20 protein-coding genes are annotated in these 17,381 nt (G+C 66.7%); 2 read left to right on the plus strand and 18 right to left on the minus strand.

Annotated elements, in window-relative coordinates; all coding sequences use genetic code 11:
* Positions 1-2: 2 nt before the first annotated feature.
* On the minus strand, positions 3-1,142 hold the full coding sequence (locus METRZ18153_RS0102025; RefSeq protein WP_020163168.1) for a class I SAM-dependent methyltransferase: 1,140 nt from the start codon (positions 1,140-1,142) through the stop codon (positions 3-5).
* 77 nt (positions 1,143-1,219) lie between these two features.
* Between METRZ18153_RS0102025 and METRZ18153_RS0102030 the strand changes: the two genes are divergently transcribed.
* Both METRZ18153_RS0102030 and METRZ18153_RS0102035 read left to right on the plus strand, forming a co-directional pair.
* Positions 1,220-1,960, plus strand: a complete 741-nt coding sequence (locus METRZ18153_RS0102030) for a pteridine reductase (protein WP_020163169.1) — start codon at positions 1,220-1,222, stop codon at positions 1,958-1,960.
* Between the two features lie 139 nt (positions 1,961-2,099).
* A complete protein-coding gene (locus tag METRZ18153_RS0102035; RefSeq protein WP_232415943.1) occupies positions 2,100-2,990 on the plus strand; it encodes an adenylate/guanylate cyclase domain-containing protein in 891 nt (296 codons plus the stop codon).
* Positions 2,991-3,063: 73 nt separating this feature from the next.
* Here the strand turns inward: METRZ18153_RS0102035 and METRZ18153_RS0102040 are convergent, their stop codons facing one another.
* The 17 genes from METRZ18153_RS0102040 to ribBA form a co-directional block, all read right to left on the minus strand.
* On the minus strand, positions 3,064-5,463 hold the full coding sequence (locus METRZ18153_RS0102040; RefSeq protein WP_020163171.1) for a serine/threonine-protein kinase: 2,400 nt from the start codon (positions 5,461-5,463) through the stop codon (positions 3,064-3,066).
* Positions 5,464-5,493: 30 nt separating this feature from the next.
* Entirely contained in the window at positions 5,494-6,309 is an 816-nt protein-coding gene (locus METRZ18153_RS0102045; protein WP_020163172.1) for a hypothetical protein, read from the minus strand.
* 75 nt (positions 6,310-6,384) lie between these two features.
* Positions 6,385-7,074, minus strand: coding sequence for a hypothetical protein (locus tag METRZ18153_RS0102050; protein ID WP_020163173.1), 690 nt, complete (start codon positions 7,072-7,074; stop codon positions 6,385-6,387).
* Between the two features lie 149 nt (positions 7,075-7,223).
* Positions 7,224-7,547: a PsiF family protein gene (locus tag METRZ18153_RS0102055; protein WP_020163174.1), complete on the minus strand. Its 324-nt coding sequence runs from the start codon at positions 7,545-7,547 to the stop codon at positions 7,224-7,226.
* Between the two features lie 106 nt (positions 7,548-7,653).
* Entirely contained in the window at positions 7,654-8,589 is a 936-nt protein-coding gene (gene hprK / locus METRZ18153_RS0102060; protein WP_020163175.1) for an HPr(Ser) kinase/phosphatase, read from the minus strand.
* Positions 8,558-9,046, minus strand: coding sequence for a PTS IIA-like nitrogen regulatory protein PtsN (gene ptsN, locus METRZ18153_RS0102065; RefSeq protein WP_020163176.1), 489 nt, complete (start codon positions 9,044-9,046; stop codon positions 8,558-8,560). Before ptsN ends, hprK begins: the two co-directional genes overlap by 32 nt.
* A 122-nt stretch (positions 9,047-9,168) precedes the next feature.
* Positions 9,169-9,489: a ribosome hibernation-promoting factor, HPF/YfiA family gene (hpf, locus tag METRZ18153_RS0102070; RefSeq protein WP_019915577.1), complete on the minus strand. Its 321-nt coding sequence runs from the start codon at positions 9,487-9,489 to the stop codon at positions 9,169-9,171.
* A gap of 63 nt (positions 9,490-9,552) precedes the next feature.
* A complete protein-coding gene (locus tag METRZ18153_RS0102075) occupies positions 9,553-10,995 on the minus strand; it encodes an RNA polymerase factor sigma-54 (protein ID WP_020163177.1) in 1,443 nt (480 codons plus the stop codon).
* 20 nt (positions 10,996-11,015) lie between these two features.
* Positions 11,016-11,756 carry an LPS export ABC transporter ATP-binding protein gene (gene lptB, locus METRZ18153_RS0102080; protein WP_020163178.1) on the minus strand — a complete coding sequence of 247 codons (741 nt, stop codon included), beginning with the start codon at positions 11,754-11,756 and terminating at the stop codon, positions 11,016-11,018.
* Entirely contained in the window at positions 11,749-12,192 is a 444-nt protein-coding gene (gene recX, locus METRZ18153_RS0102085) for a recombination regulator RecX (protein WP_020163179.1), read from the minus strand. Before recX ends, lptB begins: the two co-directional genes overlap by 8 nt.
* Positions 12,189-13,223 carry a recombinase RecA gene (gene recA / locus METRZ18153_RS0102090; protein ID WP_019915573.1) on the minus strand — a complete coding sequence of 345 codons (1,035 nt, stop codon included), beginning with the start codon at positions 13,221-13,223 and terminating at the stop codon, positions 12,189-12,191. Before recA ends, recX begins: the two co-directional genes overlap by 4 nt.
* A 29-nt stretch (positions 13,224-13,252) precedes the next feature.
* Positions 13,253-13,774: a CinA family protein gene (locus METRZ18153_RS0102095; protein ID WP_020163180.1), complete on the minus strand. Its 522-nt coding sequence runs from the start codon at positions 13,772-13,774 to the stop codon at positions 13,253-13,255.
* Entirely contained in the window at positions 13,774-14,220 is a 447-nt protein-coding gene (locus tag METRZ18153_RS0102100) for a phosphatidylglycerophosphatase A family protein (protein WP_020163181.1), read from the minus strand. The genes METRZ18153_RS0102095 and METRZ18153_RS0102100 overlap by 1 nt, the downstream gene beginning before the upstream one ends.
* A 69-nt stretch (positions 14,221-14,289) precedes the next feature.
* Entirely contained in the window at positions 14,290-15,252 is a 963-nt protein-coding gene (gene thiL, locus METRZ18153_RS0102105; RefSeq protein WP_020163182.1) for a thiamine-phosphate kinase, read from the minus strand.
* Between the two features lie 72 nt (positions 15,253-15,324).
* Positions 15,325-15,792, minus strand: coding sequence for a transcription antitermination factor NusB (nusB, locus tag METRZ18153_RS0102110; protein WP_020163183.1), 468 nt, complete (start codon positions 15,790-15,792; stop codon positions 15,325-15,327).
* Between the two features lie 2 nt (positions 15,793-15,794).
* Positions 15,795-16,268 carry a 6,7-dimethyl-8-ribityllumazine synthase gene (ribH, locus tag METRZ18153_RS0102115; protein ID WP_020163184.1) on the minus strand — a complete coding sequence of 158 codons (474 nt, stop codon included), beginning with the start codon at positions 16,266-16,268 and terminating at the stop codon, positions 15,795-15,797.
* Between the two features lie 20 nt (positions 16,269-16,288).
* Positions 16,289-17,377 carry a bifunctional 3,4-dihydroxy-2-butanone-4-phosphate synthase/GTP cyclohydrolase II gene (gene ribBA, locus METRZ18153_RS0102120; protein WP_020163185.1) on the minus strand — a complete coding sequence of 363 codons (1,089 nt, stop codon included), beginning with the start codon at positions 17,375-17,377 and terminating at the stop codon, positions 16,289-16,291.
* Between the last annotated feature and the right edge of the window lie 4 nt (positions 17,378-17,381).

A 17,381-nucleotide genomic window follows, 5' to 3' on the forward strand; every position in this document is an offset into this window, starting at 1 on the left:
CCCTAGAGCGTGTGGCTGCGGTCGCCGCGCAGGAAGCCGGTCAGTGGGGAGTCGATGTCGCGCATCATGCAGATCACCTTGAACAGTTCGCCCATTTCGGCCGGCGAGGTGAGCTGATTCAAGGCTGCATTCTGCTTCGCCCGGCCCAGCGCGTCGGCGTCGCGGTCCAGCAGTTCGAGCACGCCACAATTCAGCAGGAAGTTCGCCTGACTGGTGTAGCCGGCCAGCGACATGCCGGCGTCGAAGGCGGCCTGGGCGACGGCGGTGAAATCGACGTGCGCAGTCAGGTCGTTGAGTCCGGGCATCCACAGCGCATCGGTGTGCGCGTGATGGCGGTAATGACACATCAACGTGCCGCTGCGCCGGTCAGGATGGTAGTACTCGGCCTGCGGGAAACCGTAGTCGATCAGCAGCAGCGCACCGCGGCCGAGGCGTCGCGCCCACTCGGCCACCCAGGCGCGGGCGGCGAAGTTGATTTCGCTGTCGTAGCCGTCGGTGAATCCGAGCGCGCGGGCTTCGTCAGCCAGCGCCGCGGGCGCCGGCCGCCAGTCCAGCGCCGGCTGGCCGGACGGGTCGAGCGCCAGACCCGCCTGTTCGATCCGGCCGGCCGCGTTGCGCAGGCGCTCGACCGGCATCGCGTCGAGCACCTCGTTGCCGATCACGACGCCGTCGAACGCGTCCGGCAGACTGTCCAGCCAGCTCACGCGAGCGCTCAGATGCGGCAGCTCGGCGGCGATCAGCGCCTGCTGGCGGGCGCGCAGGTCGGCCGACAGTTCGAGGATGCGATAGCTCTGCGGTGCGGCGCCCAGGCGGTCGAGTTCGGCCAGCAGATCGGCGGCGAGGCGACCGCTGCCGGCGCCCGCCTCGATCAGGTGGGGCGCGCTCAGCGCCATCAGTTCCGCCAGCTGGCGGGCGAGGCTGCGGCCGAACAGCGGCGTCAGCTCCGGCGCGGTGACGAAATCGCCGTCGTGGCCGAACTTTTGCAGCGCGCCGCTGTAATAGCCGAGCCCCGGCGCGTACAGCGCGCACTCCATGTAGCGGCTGAACGGCATCCAGCCGGTGCGGGCGATCTCGTCGCGGATCTGTCCGAGCAGGCGCTGGCTGTGCTCGATGGCGTCTGAATCGGGCTGGGGCAGTGACATGGCACGGGTGTCCGGTCGCGGGGTCCGCGATAATGCGACATCGCGTCGCGACAGACAAACAGGTGGACAGGAAAGCGATGGAAAACGGCAAGGTTGCACTGATCACCGGCGCGGCGCGGCGCCTTGGCGCGCAGATGGCGCGCACGCTGCACGACGCCGGCTGGCGGGTGGCCATCCACTACCGGCAGTCGGCGGAAGAGGCACTGCTGCTGCTCGACGAATTCAATGCGCGCCGCGCGAAGAGCGCCTGCTGCCTGTCGGCCGACCTGCTCGATACCGCCCGTCTGCCCGAACTGGTCGACAAGACGCTGGCGAAATTCGGGCGCCTGGACGCACTGATCAACAATGCGTCGTCCTTCTACCCGACGCCGATCGGCACCATCACGCAGCGCGACTGGGACGACCTGACCGGCAGCAACTTCCGCGCGCCGCTCTTCCTGTCGCAGGCGGCTGCGCCGGCGCTGCGCGACAGCGGCGGCTGCATCGTCAATATTGCCGACATCCACGCCGAACGACCGCTGCCGGGCTATGCGCTGTACAGCGCCTCGAAGGGCGCACTGGCGACGCTGACGCGCGCGCTGGCCATCGATCTGGCGCCGCGGGTGCGCGTCAATGGCGTGGCGCCAGGGCCCATCCAGTGGCCGGAGAACGACCTGTTCGATCCGGAAGAACGCGCCCGCATCGTGCGGCATACCCTGTTGCAGCGCGAAGGCGACCCACAGGACATCGCACGTACGGTACGCTTCCTGATCGAGGACGCACCCTACATCACCGGTCAGATCATCGCCGTCGATGGCGGGCGCAGCGTGCACCTGTGACGCATCCGTCAGACCTTCGTCGGATTGCCGGCGCGGCGTCGCACGTATATCGTCGGTAATTGTAAAATGACGTAAATGCCTGACGTTGCAGCACTGACCTCGGGCCCTGACGTTGAAGCCCTATGCCACCCGGCCTGCCATGAGTTCCCAACCTAAATCTGTGTGCGTGCTGTTCGCCGACGTCTCCGGCAGCACCCGGCTCTACGAGAAGCTGGGTGACGCCGAAGCGCTGCGCGCCGTGGAACGCTGCCTCAATCGCATGCGGCGCGTGGTCGACGGGCATGGCGGCAAGGTGATCAAGACCATAGGCGACGAGGTGATGACCACCTTCCCCAATGCCGACGCGGGCATACAGGCCGCCTGCGAGATGCAGCATCGGGTGACCGATCTGCCGCCGGTGTCGGGCGTCAAGCTGGCGATCCGCGTCGGCTTCCACTTCGGACCGGCAATCGAGGAGAACGACGACGTGTTCGGCGACACCGTCAACACGGCGGCGCGCATGGCGGGCCTGGCCAAGGCCGGGCAGATCATCACCACCGCCGAAACGCTGGCCGCGGTGACGCTGTCGATGGGGCCGGAAGTACGCGAGATCGACGCACTGACGGTGAAGGGCAAGGCCGAGGATGTGCGCGTCTGTGAAGTGCTGTGGCAGGAGGGCGCTGATCTGACGATGAAGGCGTCGAGCATTGTCGCCAGCTATCACGTGGCGCGGCTGCTGGTGCGCTACCGCGATACCGAACTTACGGTGGACAACGCGCACGGTCCGCTCACCCTGGGTCGCGACATGAGCAACGAGGTGGTGATCAAGGACCAGCGCGCCTCGCGCAATCACGCGCGCATCGAGCGCCGGCGCGACAAGTTCGTGCTGGTCGACCAGAGCACCAACGGCACCTTCCTGCGCATCGAGGGCGAGAACGAGGTGGTGCTCAAGCGTGAAGAGATCATCCTGCGCGGCCAGGGCACCATCGGCTTCGGCCACAGCGCGCTCGAGCAGGGCATAGACCTGATGAGCTTCGAAGTGCTGGACTGAGGGGCGTAGTCCTTACTGGCACCTGAAGCGTGGTTCCGCGGTCGCCGCCGGCTGGCACGGCGGCCCGCGGCGGTCAGATACTGATGCGCTTGCGCAGTTCGGGACTGTGCACCACCGCTTCACGCCGCGACGGCGCGGCTTCCATCAGTCCGGCCGGTGGCAGGGTCTGCAGCTTCGCCACCATGTCCGGCGCGGCGCAGGCCGGGTCGAAACTGAGCGTCACGGCGTCGGGCGTGCTCGACGCGACGCTGAGGCAGTTGCGGCCCAGCTTGCGCGACAGCGGCATCAGAATGCCGGCCTGCACGTTCTGGCCGGCGTCGGCGAGGCCGCCCGACATGTCGACCACGAACTCCGCACGCTCGCTGCCCAGCGACTTCACTTCGGTTGCCAACACCGCACGCAGCGACGCGATTTCGCGCAGCAGCGAGCCGGCGACTTCCTCGCCCGGCAGGCCGGTAAGTTGCAGCGCCACCTTGCGGGCGGTGAAATGGAAATGGCTGAGGAAGAACTCGCGGCTGAACTGCTCGCCGACGCGCTTGCCGATGTCGGCCAGCGCCTTCTCTTCGGACGTCCAGCTGGTGCCTTCCGGCACTTCGGTGTTCAGGTACACCTCTTCGCCGGACTTGCGGTCGGTGCAGCGCACCGTCCATGAGGTCAGCACGACCTTGTCGATCACCAGGCCGGATGCCGCCAGCCTGACGCTCAGCCGCTTGAAGCGCACTTCGCCGTCGATCGCGAAGTCGGCGTTCTGGCCGGTGCCCGCCTCGTCGTTCCAGGTGCGGAAGCCGAAGCCCTGGATGTGCTGCTTCAATGTGTTCTCGGCCAGTTGCGAACGCAGCGGGGGGGCGGTCGGATCGCCGTCGGGCCACAGCGAGGACACGGCGACTGCGATCTTCGGGTCGCCGTTGTTGCGGATGAAATCGACCCGCTCCTCCTGCGACATCTGGTTCAGCGACTTCTGCACCTGGCGTACGCGCACCGCGGCGCGCACTTCGCCGGACATCAGACCGTCCTTGCCCAACTGCGCCGGACCTTCTTCCAGCACCGCCTGTATGAAGTCGCCGCTGCGGTCGAGCAGGCGCGACTGCAGTACGTCGTAGTGCGCATTGACCGACTTCGGGTCGACGAACAGCGCAACCGCTTTTTCCAGTATCTGGCGGCGCGCGTCGTCGCGCATGGCCTGGTTCAGCGCGTTGCGATCATTGGCCAGCCTGGGGTCGCCGGGATCGGCCAGTCCGATGGCGCTGATGATGGCGACACCCGGATCCAGCGCTGCCGCCGGTGCCGGCGGCGGTGGCGCTACGGCGACGGGAGCCGTGTCGGCTGCGAGCGGCGCGGGTGCGGACGGGGTCGGCTCGGAGCCGCCACCGAGGTAGGTCCAGGCACCGCCGGCAAGCAGCAGTGCGGCTACGCCGGCGGCGATGAGCATCGGAGTGCGCTTTGCCGCCACTGGCGGCATGGCTGGGGATGGCGTTTCGGCCGTCGTGCGTGCCGGTGCCGGGGCCGCCATGGGCTGAGGTGGTGGCGCGGGCTCGACCGCTGGCGGCGCCGGCATGCGGGCGGTCTGCAATGTCGCGTCCGGAGTCGTCGACAGCACGGTGGCGTCGCCGTCGTCCAGGCTCACGACGGTGGCGTCGTCGTCGGCAACCGGCGCCGACAGCGCCGCGTCGAGTGCGCGGCGGAATTCGGCGGCGCTCTGGAAGCGGTCTTCCGGCCGTTTGGCCATCGCCCGCTTGACCACCGCGTCGATGCGCGGCGACACATGGACGTTCAGCACCGACGGCCAGGGCGGGTCTTCCTTCAGCACCTTGTGCATGATGGTGGTGAGCGCGCCGGTGAAGGGCTTCTCGCCGGTCAGCAGCTGGTACAGCACGACGCCGGCCGAGAACAGGTCGCTGCGCCCGTCCACGGTCTGTCCCATGAACTGTTCGGGCGACATGTAGGACGGCGTGCCCATCACGGTGCCGGCCTGGGTCAGGTTCGACGATTCGATGCGGGCAACGCCGAAATCGGCCACCTTCACCGTCCCGTCGGCGAGCAGGATGATGTTGGCGGGCTTGATGTCGCGGTGGGTGACGCCGTTGCGGTGGGCGTGCTCCAGCGCGTCGAGCAGCTGGTCCATCACGCGGCCGACCATCTGGAGCGGGATGCGCTCGTCGGAGTCGAAGGCGTCCTTCAGTTCGCGTCCCTGCACGAATTCCATCGCGATGAAGGCGGTACCGTCCGCTTCCTCGCCATACTCGTAGATGGCCACCACGTTCGGGTGGTTGAGCCGGCCTGCCGCCTGTGCCTCGCGCTTGAAGCGGGCGATCACCTCGTCCGCCTCGCTGCGTTCCAGCTGTTCGCGCTTGAGCGTCTTGATGGCGACCCGGCGATCGATCACCGGGTCACGCCCCTCATAGACGATGCCCATCGCGCCCTGGCCCAGTTCGCGCAGGATGTCGTACTTGCCCAGTCTGGCAGGAATGCTCACGAGGCGTGCTCCGGCAGCGTTGGCGGGGAATTACTTGTACTTGGCGTCGATTTCCCAGACCGACTTCTGCACCAGACGCTGCACCATTCCGTCGAGCGTGATGCCGCCTTCCTGGCTGCTGGACACGCCGAGGATGGAACTGCCCTTGGCGCCCACTTCCATCTTCTCTTCGGTATAGCCCTGCGCCAGCTGCTCGGTGGTGTTGGCGTCCATGATCTTGTAGCGCATGCCGATGATCCAGACGCCGGCGGCGGCACCGGTCTCGACCGAGCCGACCGCTTCGCCGGCCGCGTAGCTGCCGCGGCTGCCGCCGAGGATGCCGATGATGTTGCCGAGCGTGCGGCCGCTGACGCCTTCCTTCGCGGCGGCCACCTGCTCCGCCTTCAGGATGTCGAACTTGACCACGTACTTGGTCGTCTTGAACTTGCCCTTCTGCAGCATCTTGCGCGCCGAGCCGGGGTCGCCCATCGAGTAGGCGAGCTGGAACTCGTTCAGCAGCGGACCCATGTCCGAACGTTCGAGCACCTTGAAGTTGGCCTGCGACAGTTCCAGTTCGCCGAAATCGGCGATGTTGTTCGAGGCGAACTTCTGCGTGAACGTGGCGTTGTTGCTCTTGATCTCGCCCGGCACGACGACGACCGTGGGGCCCGGCTTGTTCTTGTTGCTGTATTCGACGGCCTTGTACATCGCCTTGTCGGCGCTTTCGTTGGCCTTCTGCGACACGCTGTCGCCGGCGGTCGGCGAAGCGCTTTCGAAAGTGGGCTGGGCGTACGCGAGCGGCAGCAGGCTGCCGACGGCGGCGGCGAATGCCGCGGATTTCAGTGCGCGATGCAAGGTGAAGTTCATGGAGGTCCCTTTCTCTGAAGATTGCTGGGACGCCTGCGCCCCGTTATGTGTCCGCGCGGTCGGGCCGCGCGGTGCCTATTTGCTTTTCTTTTTGCCGCCTGCGGGCGGATTGGCCGCGCAGTAGCCGCCGAGCAGTGTGCTGACGACGGCGTCGGCCTGCTCTTCGATCAGCGTGCCGGCCATGCCGAGCGTGTCGCTGCCGGAATACGATTCGGCTTTCGCGCTCGCCTCGGAAATCATCTTTCCGCCGGGGGTCATCAGTACGTACGCAATCGAAACATAGACCTCAGGAATGCGCAGCACCGGATTGATCGCCGAACGGGAGTCGATGGTGCCGCGCATCACCAGCTGCGCGCCCATCTTCTTCGACGCGGCCAGTGCCGCGTCCGGGTCGTTGCGGAAATAGGCGTCGACCTCGGCCTGCGCGATCTGCGCGCGGATTTCCTGCTGGGAATAGGTGCGGATGCCGTGCTTGAGCAGGCGTTTGTTGATCGAGTTGAAGTGCGGGCTGAAACGGGCCTGCTCGGCAGTGACCCCTTCGCCGGTCCGCTCGCCCATCACGATCATGATCTTCCGGCGCCGCAGTTCGTCGAGGCAGGCCGGCGGCAGCGACAGCACGTGCGCGGCAGCGGCAGCCCGGCTTTCCTCTGCCGCGGCGGCGTCCTTCTTCGCGTCCTCGGAGAAGCTGAAGGCAAGGGCGCCGGGGGCCACGATGGCGAGGACGGTGGCGAGCAGTGCGGGGCGCAGGAATCGGTCGGGCAACATCGGGCAGCTCCGACGTTCGAAGACGATCGACTATACCAAAAGGCTTTTGCCTGTCCGGCAGGCCCCGGGCGCCTTTCGGGGACGTCTTGTTGCATAGCGCACGAAAGCAGGTGCGACCCGCCGCCAAGGGCGGGCCGATGCTGCCGGGTTCAGGTCTTCGAGCACTCGCTGATGAAGGTCTTGCGCTCGTCTCCCTTCAGCGATTTGGCGCTGGCTTCGGCGCGACACTGTTTCTTGCGCGCCGCAGCATCGTCGGATGCATCTGCAGTCCGCGTCGCCTCGCTCTTGCCGGACGACAGGCAGCTGCTCATGAAGGACTTGCGCTCGTCGCCCTTCAGCGACTTTTCCTTCGCCTCCTTGTTGCAGGCTCGCATCCTGTCCTGCTGCGGGCCGGCGACGGCGGCATGCGGGAAGGTGGCGAGCAGGGTGATGCTGACGAGTGTGCAGCTGAGCGTACGGCGGGTATTCGGCATGACTGAGCTCCTGGCTGTGCAGCATGAAATGACAATACCGACGGCAGCCCGGGGGGCTGCCGTCGTGCATGTTATGCATATGTCATCGTCATGTACAGTCGCCGGGTCAGCCGTCCTCCCCACCCAGGGCGCGGCGCTGGCGTTCGACGAATTCGAGCGTCGAATCGATGCCGCGGAAACTCAGTATCGTGGTGCGCACGGCGGCCTCGACCAGCACCGCCAGGTTGCGGCCGGCGGCAACCGGAATGACCACCTTGCGTATCTTCACGCCGAGGATGTCCATCACCTCGTTGTCCAGCGGCATGCGCGTGGCTTCGGGCAGGCCGGTCACCTGCTTCTGCAGATGCACGACCAGTTGCAGCTTCATCTTGCGCCGACAGGCGGTTTCGCCGAATACGGTGCGGATGTTCAGTACGCCCAGCCCGCGCACTTCGAGGAAGTCCTTCAGCAGTTCCGGGCAGCGTCCTTCGAGCACATTGGGCGCGATGCGCGAAATGTCGACGCAATCGTCGGCCACCAGGCCGTGGCCGCGCGAAATCAGTTCCAGCGCCAGTTCGCTCTTGCCGACGCCGGAGTCACCGGTGATCAGCACACCCATGCCCAGCACGTCCATCGACACGCCGTGCAGCGTGGTCTGGTCCGCCAGCTCGCGCGCGAGATAGGCGCGCAGCTGGTCGATGACCGAGGCGGCGCTGCGTTGCGTGGTCATCAGCGGGATGCCGCGACTGGCACAGCCGCTGCGGATGGCGGGCGGCGGATCGGCACCGTCGGCGACGATGAAGGCGGGCGGGCGGGCGTCGAGCAGGGTATCGACGATGTCCTCGACCTTGCGCGTCGATACGCTCTCCGCCCACAGGATTTCCGGCACGCCGACAACCTGTATGCGCCGGGTGTGGATGGTGTTCAGGTGACCGACCAGGTCGGCCGGTGACAGACCGATCTGGTCGGCGACGATCAGCGTTTCACCGCTGCCGCACTGCCATTGCAGGCGCAGCCGGTCGCGATTGTCCTCAAACAGCCGCGCGACGCTGAGTTTCCGCATGCGCGGGCTGCCAGGCTGTGAACAGGGTATGGATGGCGGGTACGTCGGCGGCCTGCATCAGCTGTTCGCGGAATGCCTTGTCGGCAAACATCTGTGCCAGCTCGGACAGGATCTGCAGATGCAGTTCGGTCGCCTGCTCCGGGACCAGCAGCACGAACAGGAGATTGACCGGACGGCCGTCCGGCGCATCAAAAGCGACCGGGTTTTCCAGTCGCACGAAGCCGCCGATGGCTTCCTTCAGTCCCTTGATGCGGCCATGAGGAATGGCCACACCCTGGCCGAGGCCGGTCGAACCGAGCTTTTCGCGCGCGAACAGGCTGTCGAAGACCTGGCTGCGGGCGATGCCCTGGTTGTTTTCGAAAAGCAGGCCGGCTTGTTCGAACACACGCTTCTTGCTGCTGGCGTCGAGGCCGAGGCAGATGTTCGAAACGGGCAACAGCTTTGCGATAAGCGTCATGTCAGGGGCTACTCCGAACACGCGGCGGGCGCGGTACCGAGGTTAACGGTCGCCGCGCCGGAAAAGTTGATTGCACTGCAACAAGGCCGCGGATTATACGCCCCTGGCAGCGGGCAATCGTTTCATTCTGCCGCCTGGTGCTTCAGTGCCTCACGGGTGTGTTCGCCGGACTTCTCCTTGTGCTTCAGTACCTGGCGATCGAGCTTGTCGATCAGGTTGTCGAGCGTCGCGTACATGTCCTCGCTTTCGGCTTCCACGAAGATGTCCTTGCCGCGGACGTGCAGCGTGACTTCCGCCTTCTGTCGCAGCTTTTCCACCGACAGGATGACGGAAACGCTGGTCACGTGGTCGAAATGGCGGATCACGCGGTCGAGTTTCGTTTCGACGTATTCGCGGATGGCCGGGGTGACTTCGAGGTGATGGCCGGTGATGGTGAGGTTCATGCTGCCTCCTTTCGTTACGGGACGAAAAATGCGTGGCGATCGGGTCGGTCGATGTGATCGGTCTCAGATCGCCTTGCGCACGCTGACCGGCGGGATGTTCAGGGACTCGCGGTACTTGGCGATGGTGCGCCGCGCAACGACGATGCCCTGCTGGCCCAGTATTTCCGCGATGCGCGAGTCCGACAGCGGACGCTTTGCATCCTCGGCGCCCACCAACTGGCGGATGAGCGCGCGGATCGCGGTGGCCGAACAGGCCCCGCCACTTTCGGTCGCCACATGGCTGCCGAAGAAATACTTCAGTTCGAACAGTCCGCGCGTCGTCGCCATGTACTTCTGCGAGGTGACACGCGAAATGGTGGATTCGTGCAATTCGAGCGTTTCGGCGATCTCGCGCAGCGTCAGCGGCCGCATCGCCACCTCGCCGAACTCGAAGAACTGGCGCTGCCGCTCGACGATGGCCTGCGACACGCGCAGGATGGTGTCGAAGCGCTGCTGCACGTTCTTGATCAGCCACTTGGCTTCCTGCAGCTGGCCGGACAGCCCGCTGCCGCGCTGACCCTGCAGGATTTCCGCGTACAGCCGGTTGATGCGCAGGCGCGGCATCGCGTCCGGGTTGAGCAGGGCCGTCCATTGGCCGCGCACCTTGCGCACCACCACGTCGGGCACGATGTAGCGCGCGTCGATCGGCGCGAACTGCGCGCCCGGGCGCGGGTTCAGCGAGCGGATCAGGGTCTGCGCGGCACGCAGCAGTTCCTCGTCGCAGCCGACGGCGCGACGGATCTTGGCGAAATCGCGCGCGGCCAGCAGGTCGATGTGCTGGTCGATGATGATGCGCGCAAGCCGCGACACCTCGTCTGTCGGCAACGCGTTGAGCTGCAGCAGCAGGCATTCACGCGGATCGCGCGCGCCGACGCCGACCGGGTCGAAGTTCTGCAGCTGGCGCAGCGCGATCGACAGGTCGTCGAGATCGATGTCGGCCTCTTCCGGCAGCAGCTCGACCAGTTCGGTCAGCTCCTGGTTCAGGTAGCCGTCGTCGTCCAGCGCCTCGATCAGCAGGCGGATCAGGTAGCGGTCGCGCTCGCTCATCTGCGACAGCGCGAGCTGGCCGCACAGGTGGTCGCGCAGCGAGGTGCCGGCGGCCTGCACGTCCTGATAGTCGCCGTCCTCGTCGTCGCCGCCGCTGCGCGAGCCGTAGCTGCCGCTTTCGCCGGACCAGTCGTCCATGTCGGCGCTGCTGGCGCTTTCCTGAGCGCGCTGCTCTTCCTGCTGGGCGTCCGCACTCTCCTGCGGCGTGCTGTCACGCGTCTCACCCATGCTGTCCTGCGGCGGCTGGTAGTTCGCGACCGGCTCGCTGTCGTCACGCTCGAGCATCGGGTTCTCGTCCAGGAAGCGTTCGATCTCCTGGTTGAACTCGATGGTCGACAGCTGCAGCAGCCGGATGGACTGCTGCAGTTGCGGCGTGAGCGCAAGATGCTGGGAAAGTTTGAGTTGCAGCGACTGCTTCATGGTGTGCAAATTTCGGCGGTCTAGAGGCGGAAGTGTTCGCCGAGATAGACCTTCCTGACGCTCTCGTTATACACGATTTCTTCCGGCCGGCCGCTCGCCAGTACCTCACCGGCGTTGATGATGTAGGCGCGATCGCAGATGCCCAGCGTCTCGCGCACATTGTGATCGGTGATCAGTACGCCGATGCCGCGCTCCTTCAGGAAACGGATGGTTTTCTGGATGTCGATGACGGCGATCGGGTCCACGCCGGCGAACGGTTCGTCGAGCAGGATGAAGCGTGGCGAGGTGGCCAGCGCGCGGGCGATTTCGACGCGGCGGCGCTCGCCGCCGGACAGCGCCGCGGCCGGGCTCTTGCGCAGGTGGCCGATGCCCAGCTCCTCCAGCAGTTCGTCCAGCCGGGCGGCGCGCCGGGTCGCGTCCTTCTCGTTCAGCTCGAGGATGGCGAGGATGTTCTCCTCGACGTCCAGCTTGCGGAACACCGAATTTTCCTGCGGCAGGTAGGACAGCCCCTCGTGCGCCCGCCGGTGGATGGGCAGATGGGTGAGCCGTTCGCCGTCGAGGTGGATTTCGCCGCCGTCGGCGCTGACCAGGCCGACGATCATGTAGAAACAGGTGGTCTTGCCGGCGCCGTTCGGGCCCAGCAGACCGATCACCTCGCCACTGCCGACCTCGAAGGACACGTCCTTCACCACCGGGCGCGATTTGTACTTTTTGCGCAGCCGCTCGACCTTGAGCCGGCTGGCGGTCCGGGATTCACTCATCTTGTTCGGGTTGTTCGCGCAATACCTTGTGAATGCTATCGGCGGAAAAGCCGCGGGATTGCAGAAATCTTGCCTGTTTCGCCCAGCTTTTGGCATCTGACGGCCGGGCGTCGAACTTGCGCGCCCACACCGCGCGGGCGCGGGCGGCTTCGTCGTCGCCGACGGCGGCCAGCGCATCCGCCACGTCGGCATCGGCCACGCCGCGCTGCTTCAGGTCGTACTGCAGCCGGCGGGTGCCGAAGCGCGCCGCGCGGGACGATACGAACTGTCCGGCGAAACGGCTATCGGACAGCAGTCCGCATTCCTCGAAACGGACGAGCAGGGCGGCGATCTCGTCCTCGTCGCCGTCCTCGCGCAACTTACGCGCCAGTTCCGCCCGGCTGTGGTCGCGCCGCGCGAGCAGGCGCAAAGCCTTCTCGCGCAGCGCGGCGTTCACGCGGCGTCCGCCTTGCTGTCCGGCGCGATCACTGCCAGTTCGGGCATGCCGCAGGCAACGCGCACCTTGTTCTCGATCTCGCGGGCCATCGCCGGATTGGCGCGCAGGAATTCGCGCACATTGTCCTTGCCCTGGCCGATGCGGTCGCCGCTGTAGGAATACCAGGCGCCGGACTTCTCGACGAACTTGTGCAGCACGCCCAGTTCGATGATTTCGCCTTCGCGCGAGATGCCCTCGCCGTACAGGATGTCGAACTCGGCCTGCTTGAACGGCGGCGCCACCTTGTTCTTGACGACCTTGACGCGGGTTTCCGAGCCGACCACCTCTTCGCCCTTCTTGATCGCGCCGGTGCGGCGGATGTCCAGGCGGACCGAGGCGTAGAACTTCAGCGCATTGCCGCCGGTGGTGGTTTCCGGGTTGCCGAACATGACGCCGATCTTCATCCGGATCTGGTTGATGAAGATGACCAGCGTGTTCGTGCGCTTGATGTTGGCGGTCAGCTTGCGCAGCGCCTGACTCATCAGGCGGGCCTGCAGGCCGGGCAGCGAATCACCCATCTCGCCTTCGATTTCGGCCTTCGGCGTCAGTGCGGCGACCGAGTCGATGACGATGATGTCCACACCGCCCGAGCGCACCAGCATGTCGGCGATTTCCAGCGCCTGTTCGCCGGTGTCCGGCTGCGAAATGAGCAGGTCGTCGATGCGCACGCCCAGCTTGCCGGCGTACTGCACGTCGAGTGCGTGTTCGGCGTCGATGAAGGCCGCGGTGCCGCCGAGCTTCTGCATTTCGGCGATCACCTGCAGCGTCAGCGTGGTCTTGCCGGACGATTCCGGGCCGTAGATCTCGACCACGCGGCCGCGCGGCAGGCCGCCGATGCCGAGGGCGATGTCCAGCCCGAGCGAACCGGTCGACACCGCCTGGATGTCGTTTTCGAGCTGGCCGTCGCTCATGCGCATGATCGAGCCCTTGCCGAACTGCTTCTCGATCTGCGCGAGCGCTGCGGCGAGCGCCTTGGCCTTGCTGTCGTCCATGCTGAATCCTTTCCTGGGTATGCGGTCGATTATGGCACAGTTCTTGCCACAGGGTCTTTTGGCGTGCCTCCCAGCAAAGCCAGGAGCACGGCCAGTGTATGACATGCGGATTGACGGCGGACCGCTTCGCGGTCGCCGTCGAAATGCAGGGTTTCGCTGCGGCTGCGGCCGTCGGCCAGCGCCCAGCCGAAGCAGACGGTGCCCACCGGCTTGCCCGGTACCGCGCCGCCGGGGCCGGCGATGCCGGTGATCGACAGTGCGACCGTGGCGTCCGAATGCGCCAGCGCGCCGCGCGCCATCGCCAGCGCCACCGCTTCGCTGACGGCGCCGTGCGCCTTCAGCGTGGCTTCGGGCACGCCCAGCATGCGCTGCTTGGCGGCGTTCGAGTAGGTGACGAAACCGCAGTCGAACCAGGCCGAACTGCCGGCGGTGGCGGTGACGATCTCCGCCACCCAGCCGCCGGTGCACGATTCGGCGGTGGCGAGCACGGCGCCGGCCGCTTTCAATGCGGCGCCCACCTCGACCGACAGGGTCTGCAGATCGGCGTCCATCAGAAGAAGCGCACGACCAGCAGGTGCAGCGCCGCGATCGACACCGCCGCGAACAGTGCGGCGATGGCGTCGTCCAGCATGACGCCGAAGCCGTTCTTCATGTTTACGTCCACCCAGCGCGCCGGTGGCGGCTTGAAGATGTCGAAGAAGCGGAACGCGAAGAAGGCGGCCAGCTGCCACCAGAAATCGACCGGCGTCACCCACAGCACCAGCCAGAAGGCGACGATTTCGTCCCACACGATGGCGCCGTGGTCGGCCACGCCGAGCGCGCGACCGGTGCGCTGGCAGCAGGCGCTGCCGAGCGCGAAGGCGATCAGCAGGAACAGCGCGAAGGCACCATCGGAAAACGAGGGCTTGATCAGCAGGTAGAGCGGCCAGGCGGCCAGCGTGCCCCAGGTGCCGGAGGCGAAGGGGATCAGGCCGCTGCCGAAGCCGCAGGCCAGCATGTGGGCCGGGTGGACGAGGAAGCCGGGTCCGGGATAGGGCGCTCTGGTTTTCATGACTCAGGCGAAATTTCAGGCGAAATGGTCGTAACCGCGTCTGCCGACCGGCAGTTCCGCGCCGGCGGCGTCGACCAGGCGCACGCCGTCGCCGGACTGCATCGCGCCGATGCGGGTGAGGGGCAGAGCCAGCCGGGCCGACAGCGCGGCGAGCGCGTCGTCGGCCTCGGGTGGTGCGCAGAACAGCAGTTCGTAATCGTCGCCGCCAGCCAGCAGCGCGTCGCGCGCCGCCGCACCGTCGGTGCAGGCGGCGTGCAGTGCCGCCCAAGGCAGCGCCGCGTCGTCGACCACGGCGCCCAGACCGCTGGCACGGGCGATGTGGCCAAGGTCGGCCAGCAAGCCGTCGGACACGTCGATCATCGCCGTCGCCAGGCCCTGCAATGCGGCGCCGAGCGCGACACGCGGCTGCGGCTGTTCCAGTGCCGCGATGCATTCGTCGTGCGCGCTGCCGTGCAGCCGGACCTTGCCCAGCAGATCGGCCAGACCGAGTGCGGCGCGGCCGGGCTGGCCGGATATCCAGATGCCGTCGCCGGCACGGGCGCCGCCGCGGCGTATCGCGCGGCCAGCCGCGATTTCGCCGAAGGCGGTCACGCACAGGTTGAGCGGGCCGCGCGTCGTGTCGCCGCCGATCAGATCCACGCCGAAGGTGTCGGCACAGTCGAAGAAGCCGGCGGCGAAGGCGGCCAGCCAGTCGTGATCGACCTGCGGCAGCGACAGCGCCAGCGTGACCCAGCGCGGCACGGCACCCATCGCGGCGACGTCGGACAGATTTACCGCCAGCGCCTTCCAGCCGAGGCGTCGCGGATCGGTGTCCGGCAGGAAGTGGGTGCCGGCGACCAGCATGTCGCTGGTGATCGCCAGTTCGTGGCCGGGCGACGGACGGATGAGCGCGCAGTCGTCGCCCGGGCCGAGCGAGGTGATGCGCATCCGCATCGGTCGCACGAAGTGGCGGCGGATCAGGTCGAACTCGGGCGTCATCCGGCGTCGGTACTCATGCAGGAAGTGCCATGCACGCCGTGTGCATATATATATGCAGCGTGCGGACGGCGCTCAGCCGCGCGGACGGTTGCGGGCGGCCTCGACCTCGACCGCGCGCAGCTGCGGCGCCAGCTTGTCGAGCACGCCGTTGACGAACTTGTGGCCGTCGGCGCCGCCGAATTCCTTGGTCAGCTCGATCGCCTCGTTGATCACGACGCGGTAGGGCGTCTCGATCATGTTGGCCAGTTCGAAGGTGGCCACCAGCAGGATGGCGTGCTCGACCGGTGACAGCTCCTCCACCTTGCGGTCGAGGTGGGCTCCGAACTGCGCGCGCAGCGCCTCTGCGTTGTCCAGCGCGCCTTTCAGCAGCGTGCGGAAGAGCTTGTGGTCGACCTTGGAGAAGCCGGGGTCCTCGCTCAGGTGAGCGATGATGTCCGGCGCCTCGTTGCCCGACAGCAGCGACTGGTAAATGCCCTGCACCGCGTATTCACGGGCGAGGCGGCGGCTGGATTTGCGCGGGGCTTCGGGCTTGGCGTCCATGTTCAATCCGTCAGTCGGGCGAGCAGGCGCGCCATTTCGACCGCGGCGCGACCGCAGTCGGCGCCCTTTTCGTGCATGCGGGCGATGGCCTGGTCGTCGTCCTCGGTGGTCAGCACGCCATTCGCGATCGGTACGCCGGTCTTCAGCTGGATGTCCGCCACGCCGCGCGCCATTTCATTCGACACGATCTCGAAGTGGTAGGTCTCGCCGCGGATGACCGCGCCGAGCGCGACCAGTGCGTCGTACTTGCCGGACAGCGCCAGGCGCTGCAGCGTCAGCGGCAGTTCGAGCGCACCGGGCACGGTGACGATCAGCGTGTCGGCCGGTGCCACGCCAAGCTTGCGCAGTTCGGCGCAACAGGCCGACAGCAGGCCGTTGCCGATGTCCGGATTGAAGCGGGCCATCGCGATGGCGACGCGCAGACCTTTGCCGTCGAGGTTTTCCTCGATTTCAGGGATGTCGTTGAAGCGGGGCATGGATATCTCGATCGAATTGTTCAGTCTTGCAGGTAGCCGGTCAGTTCGAGGTCGAAGCCGGCCATGCTCGGAATCTTGCGCGGGCTGGCGAGCAGCCGCATCTTGCGCACGTTCAGCGTACGCAGGATCTGCGCGCCGACGCCGAAGGTGCGGGCGTCCCAGCGGGCCGCCGGTGCGTCGGCAGGGTCGATCAGCAGCGCGCGCATGCTGGCGTCGGTTTCGGTCCGGCGCAGCATGACGATGACGCCGCTGCCGGCGTCGTTGATGATCTGCATCGCGCGGTCGATGCTGAAACTGTGGCGCGGGTTGTCGGCGTCGAGGAAGTCGAGCACCGAAATCGGCTCATGTACGCGCACCAGCGTTTCGGTATCCGGGTCGATCTCGCCCTTCACCATCGCCAGGTGGATTTCGCCGGTGGTGGTGTCCTCGAAGCCATGCAGCGTGAACTGGCCGTAGGCGCTGCGCACCTCGCGCTTCGACACCTCGCGCACCAGCGCCTCGGTGGCGGCACGGTAGGCGATCAGGTCACGGATGGCGCCGATCTTCAGGCCGTGTTCCTTGGCGAACTCGATCAGGTCCGGCAGGCGCGCCATCGTGCCGTCGTCCTTCAGGATTTCGCAGATCACCGCCGCCGGCTCCAGGCCAGCCAGCTGGGCGAGGTCACAACCGGCTTCGGTGTGACCGGCGCGGATCAGCACGCCGCCCTTCTGCGCGGTCAGCGGGAAGATGTGGCCGGGCATCACGATGTCGTCCGGCTTCGCGTTGCGTGCCACCGCCACCTGGATGGTGCGCGCGCGGTCATGCGCCGAAATGCCGGTGGTCACGCCGGTGGCCGCCTCGATCGACGCGGTAAACGCGGTGCCGTGCGGCGTACGGTTGTGGCGCACCATCTGCTCCAGCCCGAGCTGGCGGCAGCGTTCGTCGGTCAGCGTCAGGCAGACCAGGCCGCGGCAGTGCTTCACCATGAAATTGATCGCTTCGGGCGTCACGAATTCGGCGGCCAGCACCACGTCGCCCTCGTTTTCGCGGTCTTCCTCGTCAACAAGGATGACCATGCGGCCGGCCTTGATGTCGGCGATGATGTCCTTGACCGGCGCCAGTGCGCTCATCTGT

The organism is Methyloversatilis discipulorum (assembly GCF_000385375.1).
GTDB classification, from domain to species: Bacteria; Pseudomonadota; Gammaproteobacteria; order Burkholderiales; family Rhodocyclaceae; genus Methyloversatilis; species Methyloversatilis discipulorum_A.

Excerpts from the sequence above, each read along its gene's own strand:
- ribH (WP_020163184.1), bottom strand. The coding sequence starts at position 16,268 with ATGCCCCGCTTCAACGACATCCCTGAAATCGAGGAAAACCTCGACGGC.
- hprK (WP_020163175.1), bottom strand. The coding sequence starts at position 8,589 with ATGCGGAAACTCAGCGTCGCGCGGCTGTTTGAGGACAATCGCGACCGG.
- lptB (WP_020163178.1), bottom strand. The coding sequence starts at position 11,756 with ATGAGTGAATCCCGGACCGCCAGCCGGCTCAAGGTCGAGCGGCTGCGC.
- METRZ18153_RS0102100 (WP_020163181.1), bottom strand. The coding sequence starts at position 14,220 with ATGCTGGCCTGCGGCTTCGGCAGCGGCCTGATCCCCTTCGCCTCCGGC.
- thiL (WP_020163182.1), bottom strand. The coding sequence starts at position 15,252 with ATGACGCCCGAGTTCGACCTGATCCGCCGCCACTTCGTGCGACCGATG.
- nusB (WP_020163183.1), bottom strand. The coding sequence starts at position 15,792 with ATGGACGCCAAGCCCGAAGCCCCGCGCAAATCCAGCCGCCGCCTCGCC.
- METRZ18153_RS0102055 (WP_020163174.1), bottom strand. The coding sequence starts at position 7,547 with ATGCCGAATACCCGCCGTACGCTCAGCTGCACACTCGTCAGCATCACC.
- METRZ18153_RS0102050 (WP_020163173.1), bottom strand. The coding sequence starts at position 7,074 with ATGTTGCCCGACCGATTCCTGCGCCCCGCACTGCTCGCCACCGTCCTC.
- recA (WP_019915573.1), bottom strand. The coding sequence starts at position 13,223 with ATGGACGACAGCAAGGCCAAGGCGCTCGCCGCAGCGCTCGCGCAGATC.
- METRZ18153_RS0102045 (WP_020163172.1), bottom strand. The coding sequence starts at position 6,309 with ATGAACTTCACCTTGCATCGCGCACTGAAATCCGCGGCATTCGCCGCC.
- hpf (WP_019915577.1), bottom strand. The coding sequence starts at position 9,489 with ATGAACCTCACCATCACCGGCCATCACCTCGAAGTCACCCCGGCCATC.
- ribBA (WP_020163185.1), bottom strand. The coding sequence starts at position 17,377 with ATGAGCGCACTGGCGCCGGTCAAGGACATCATCGCCGACATCAAGGCC.
- METRZ18153_RS0102035 (WP_232415943.1), top strand. The coding sequence starts at position 2,100 with ATGAGTTCCCAACCTAAATCTGTGTGCGTGCTGTTCGCCGACGTCTCC.
- METRZ18153_RS0102030 (WP_020163169.1), top strand. The coding sequence starts at position 1,220 with ATGGAAAACGGCAAGGTTGCACTGATCACCGGCGCGGCGCGGCGCCTT.
- ptsN (WP_020163176.1), bottom strand. The coding sequence starts at position 9,046 with ATGACGCTTATCGCAAAGCTGTTGCCCGTTTCGAACATCTGCCTCGGC.
- METRZ18153_RS0102095 (WP_020163180.1), bottom strand. The coding sequence starts at position 13,774 with ATGGACGCCGATCTGCAGACCCTGTCGGTCGAGGTGGGCGCCGCATTG.
- METRZ18153_RS0102025 (WP_020163168.1), bottom strand. The coding sequence starts at position 1,142 with ATGTCACTGCCCCAGCCCGATTCAGACGCCATCGAGCACAGCCAGCGC.
- METRZ18153_RS0102075 (WP_020163177.1), bottom strand. The coding sequence starts at position 10,995 with ATGAAGCAGTCGCTGCAACTCAAACTTTCCCAGCATCTTGCGCTCACG.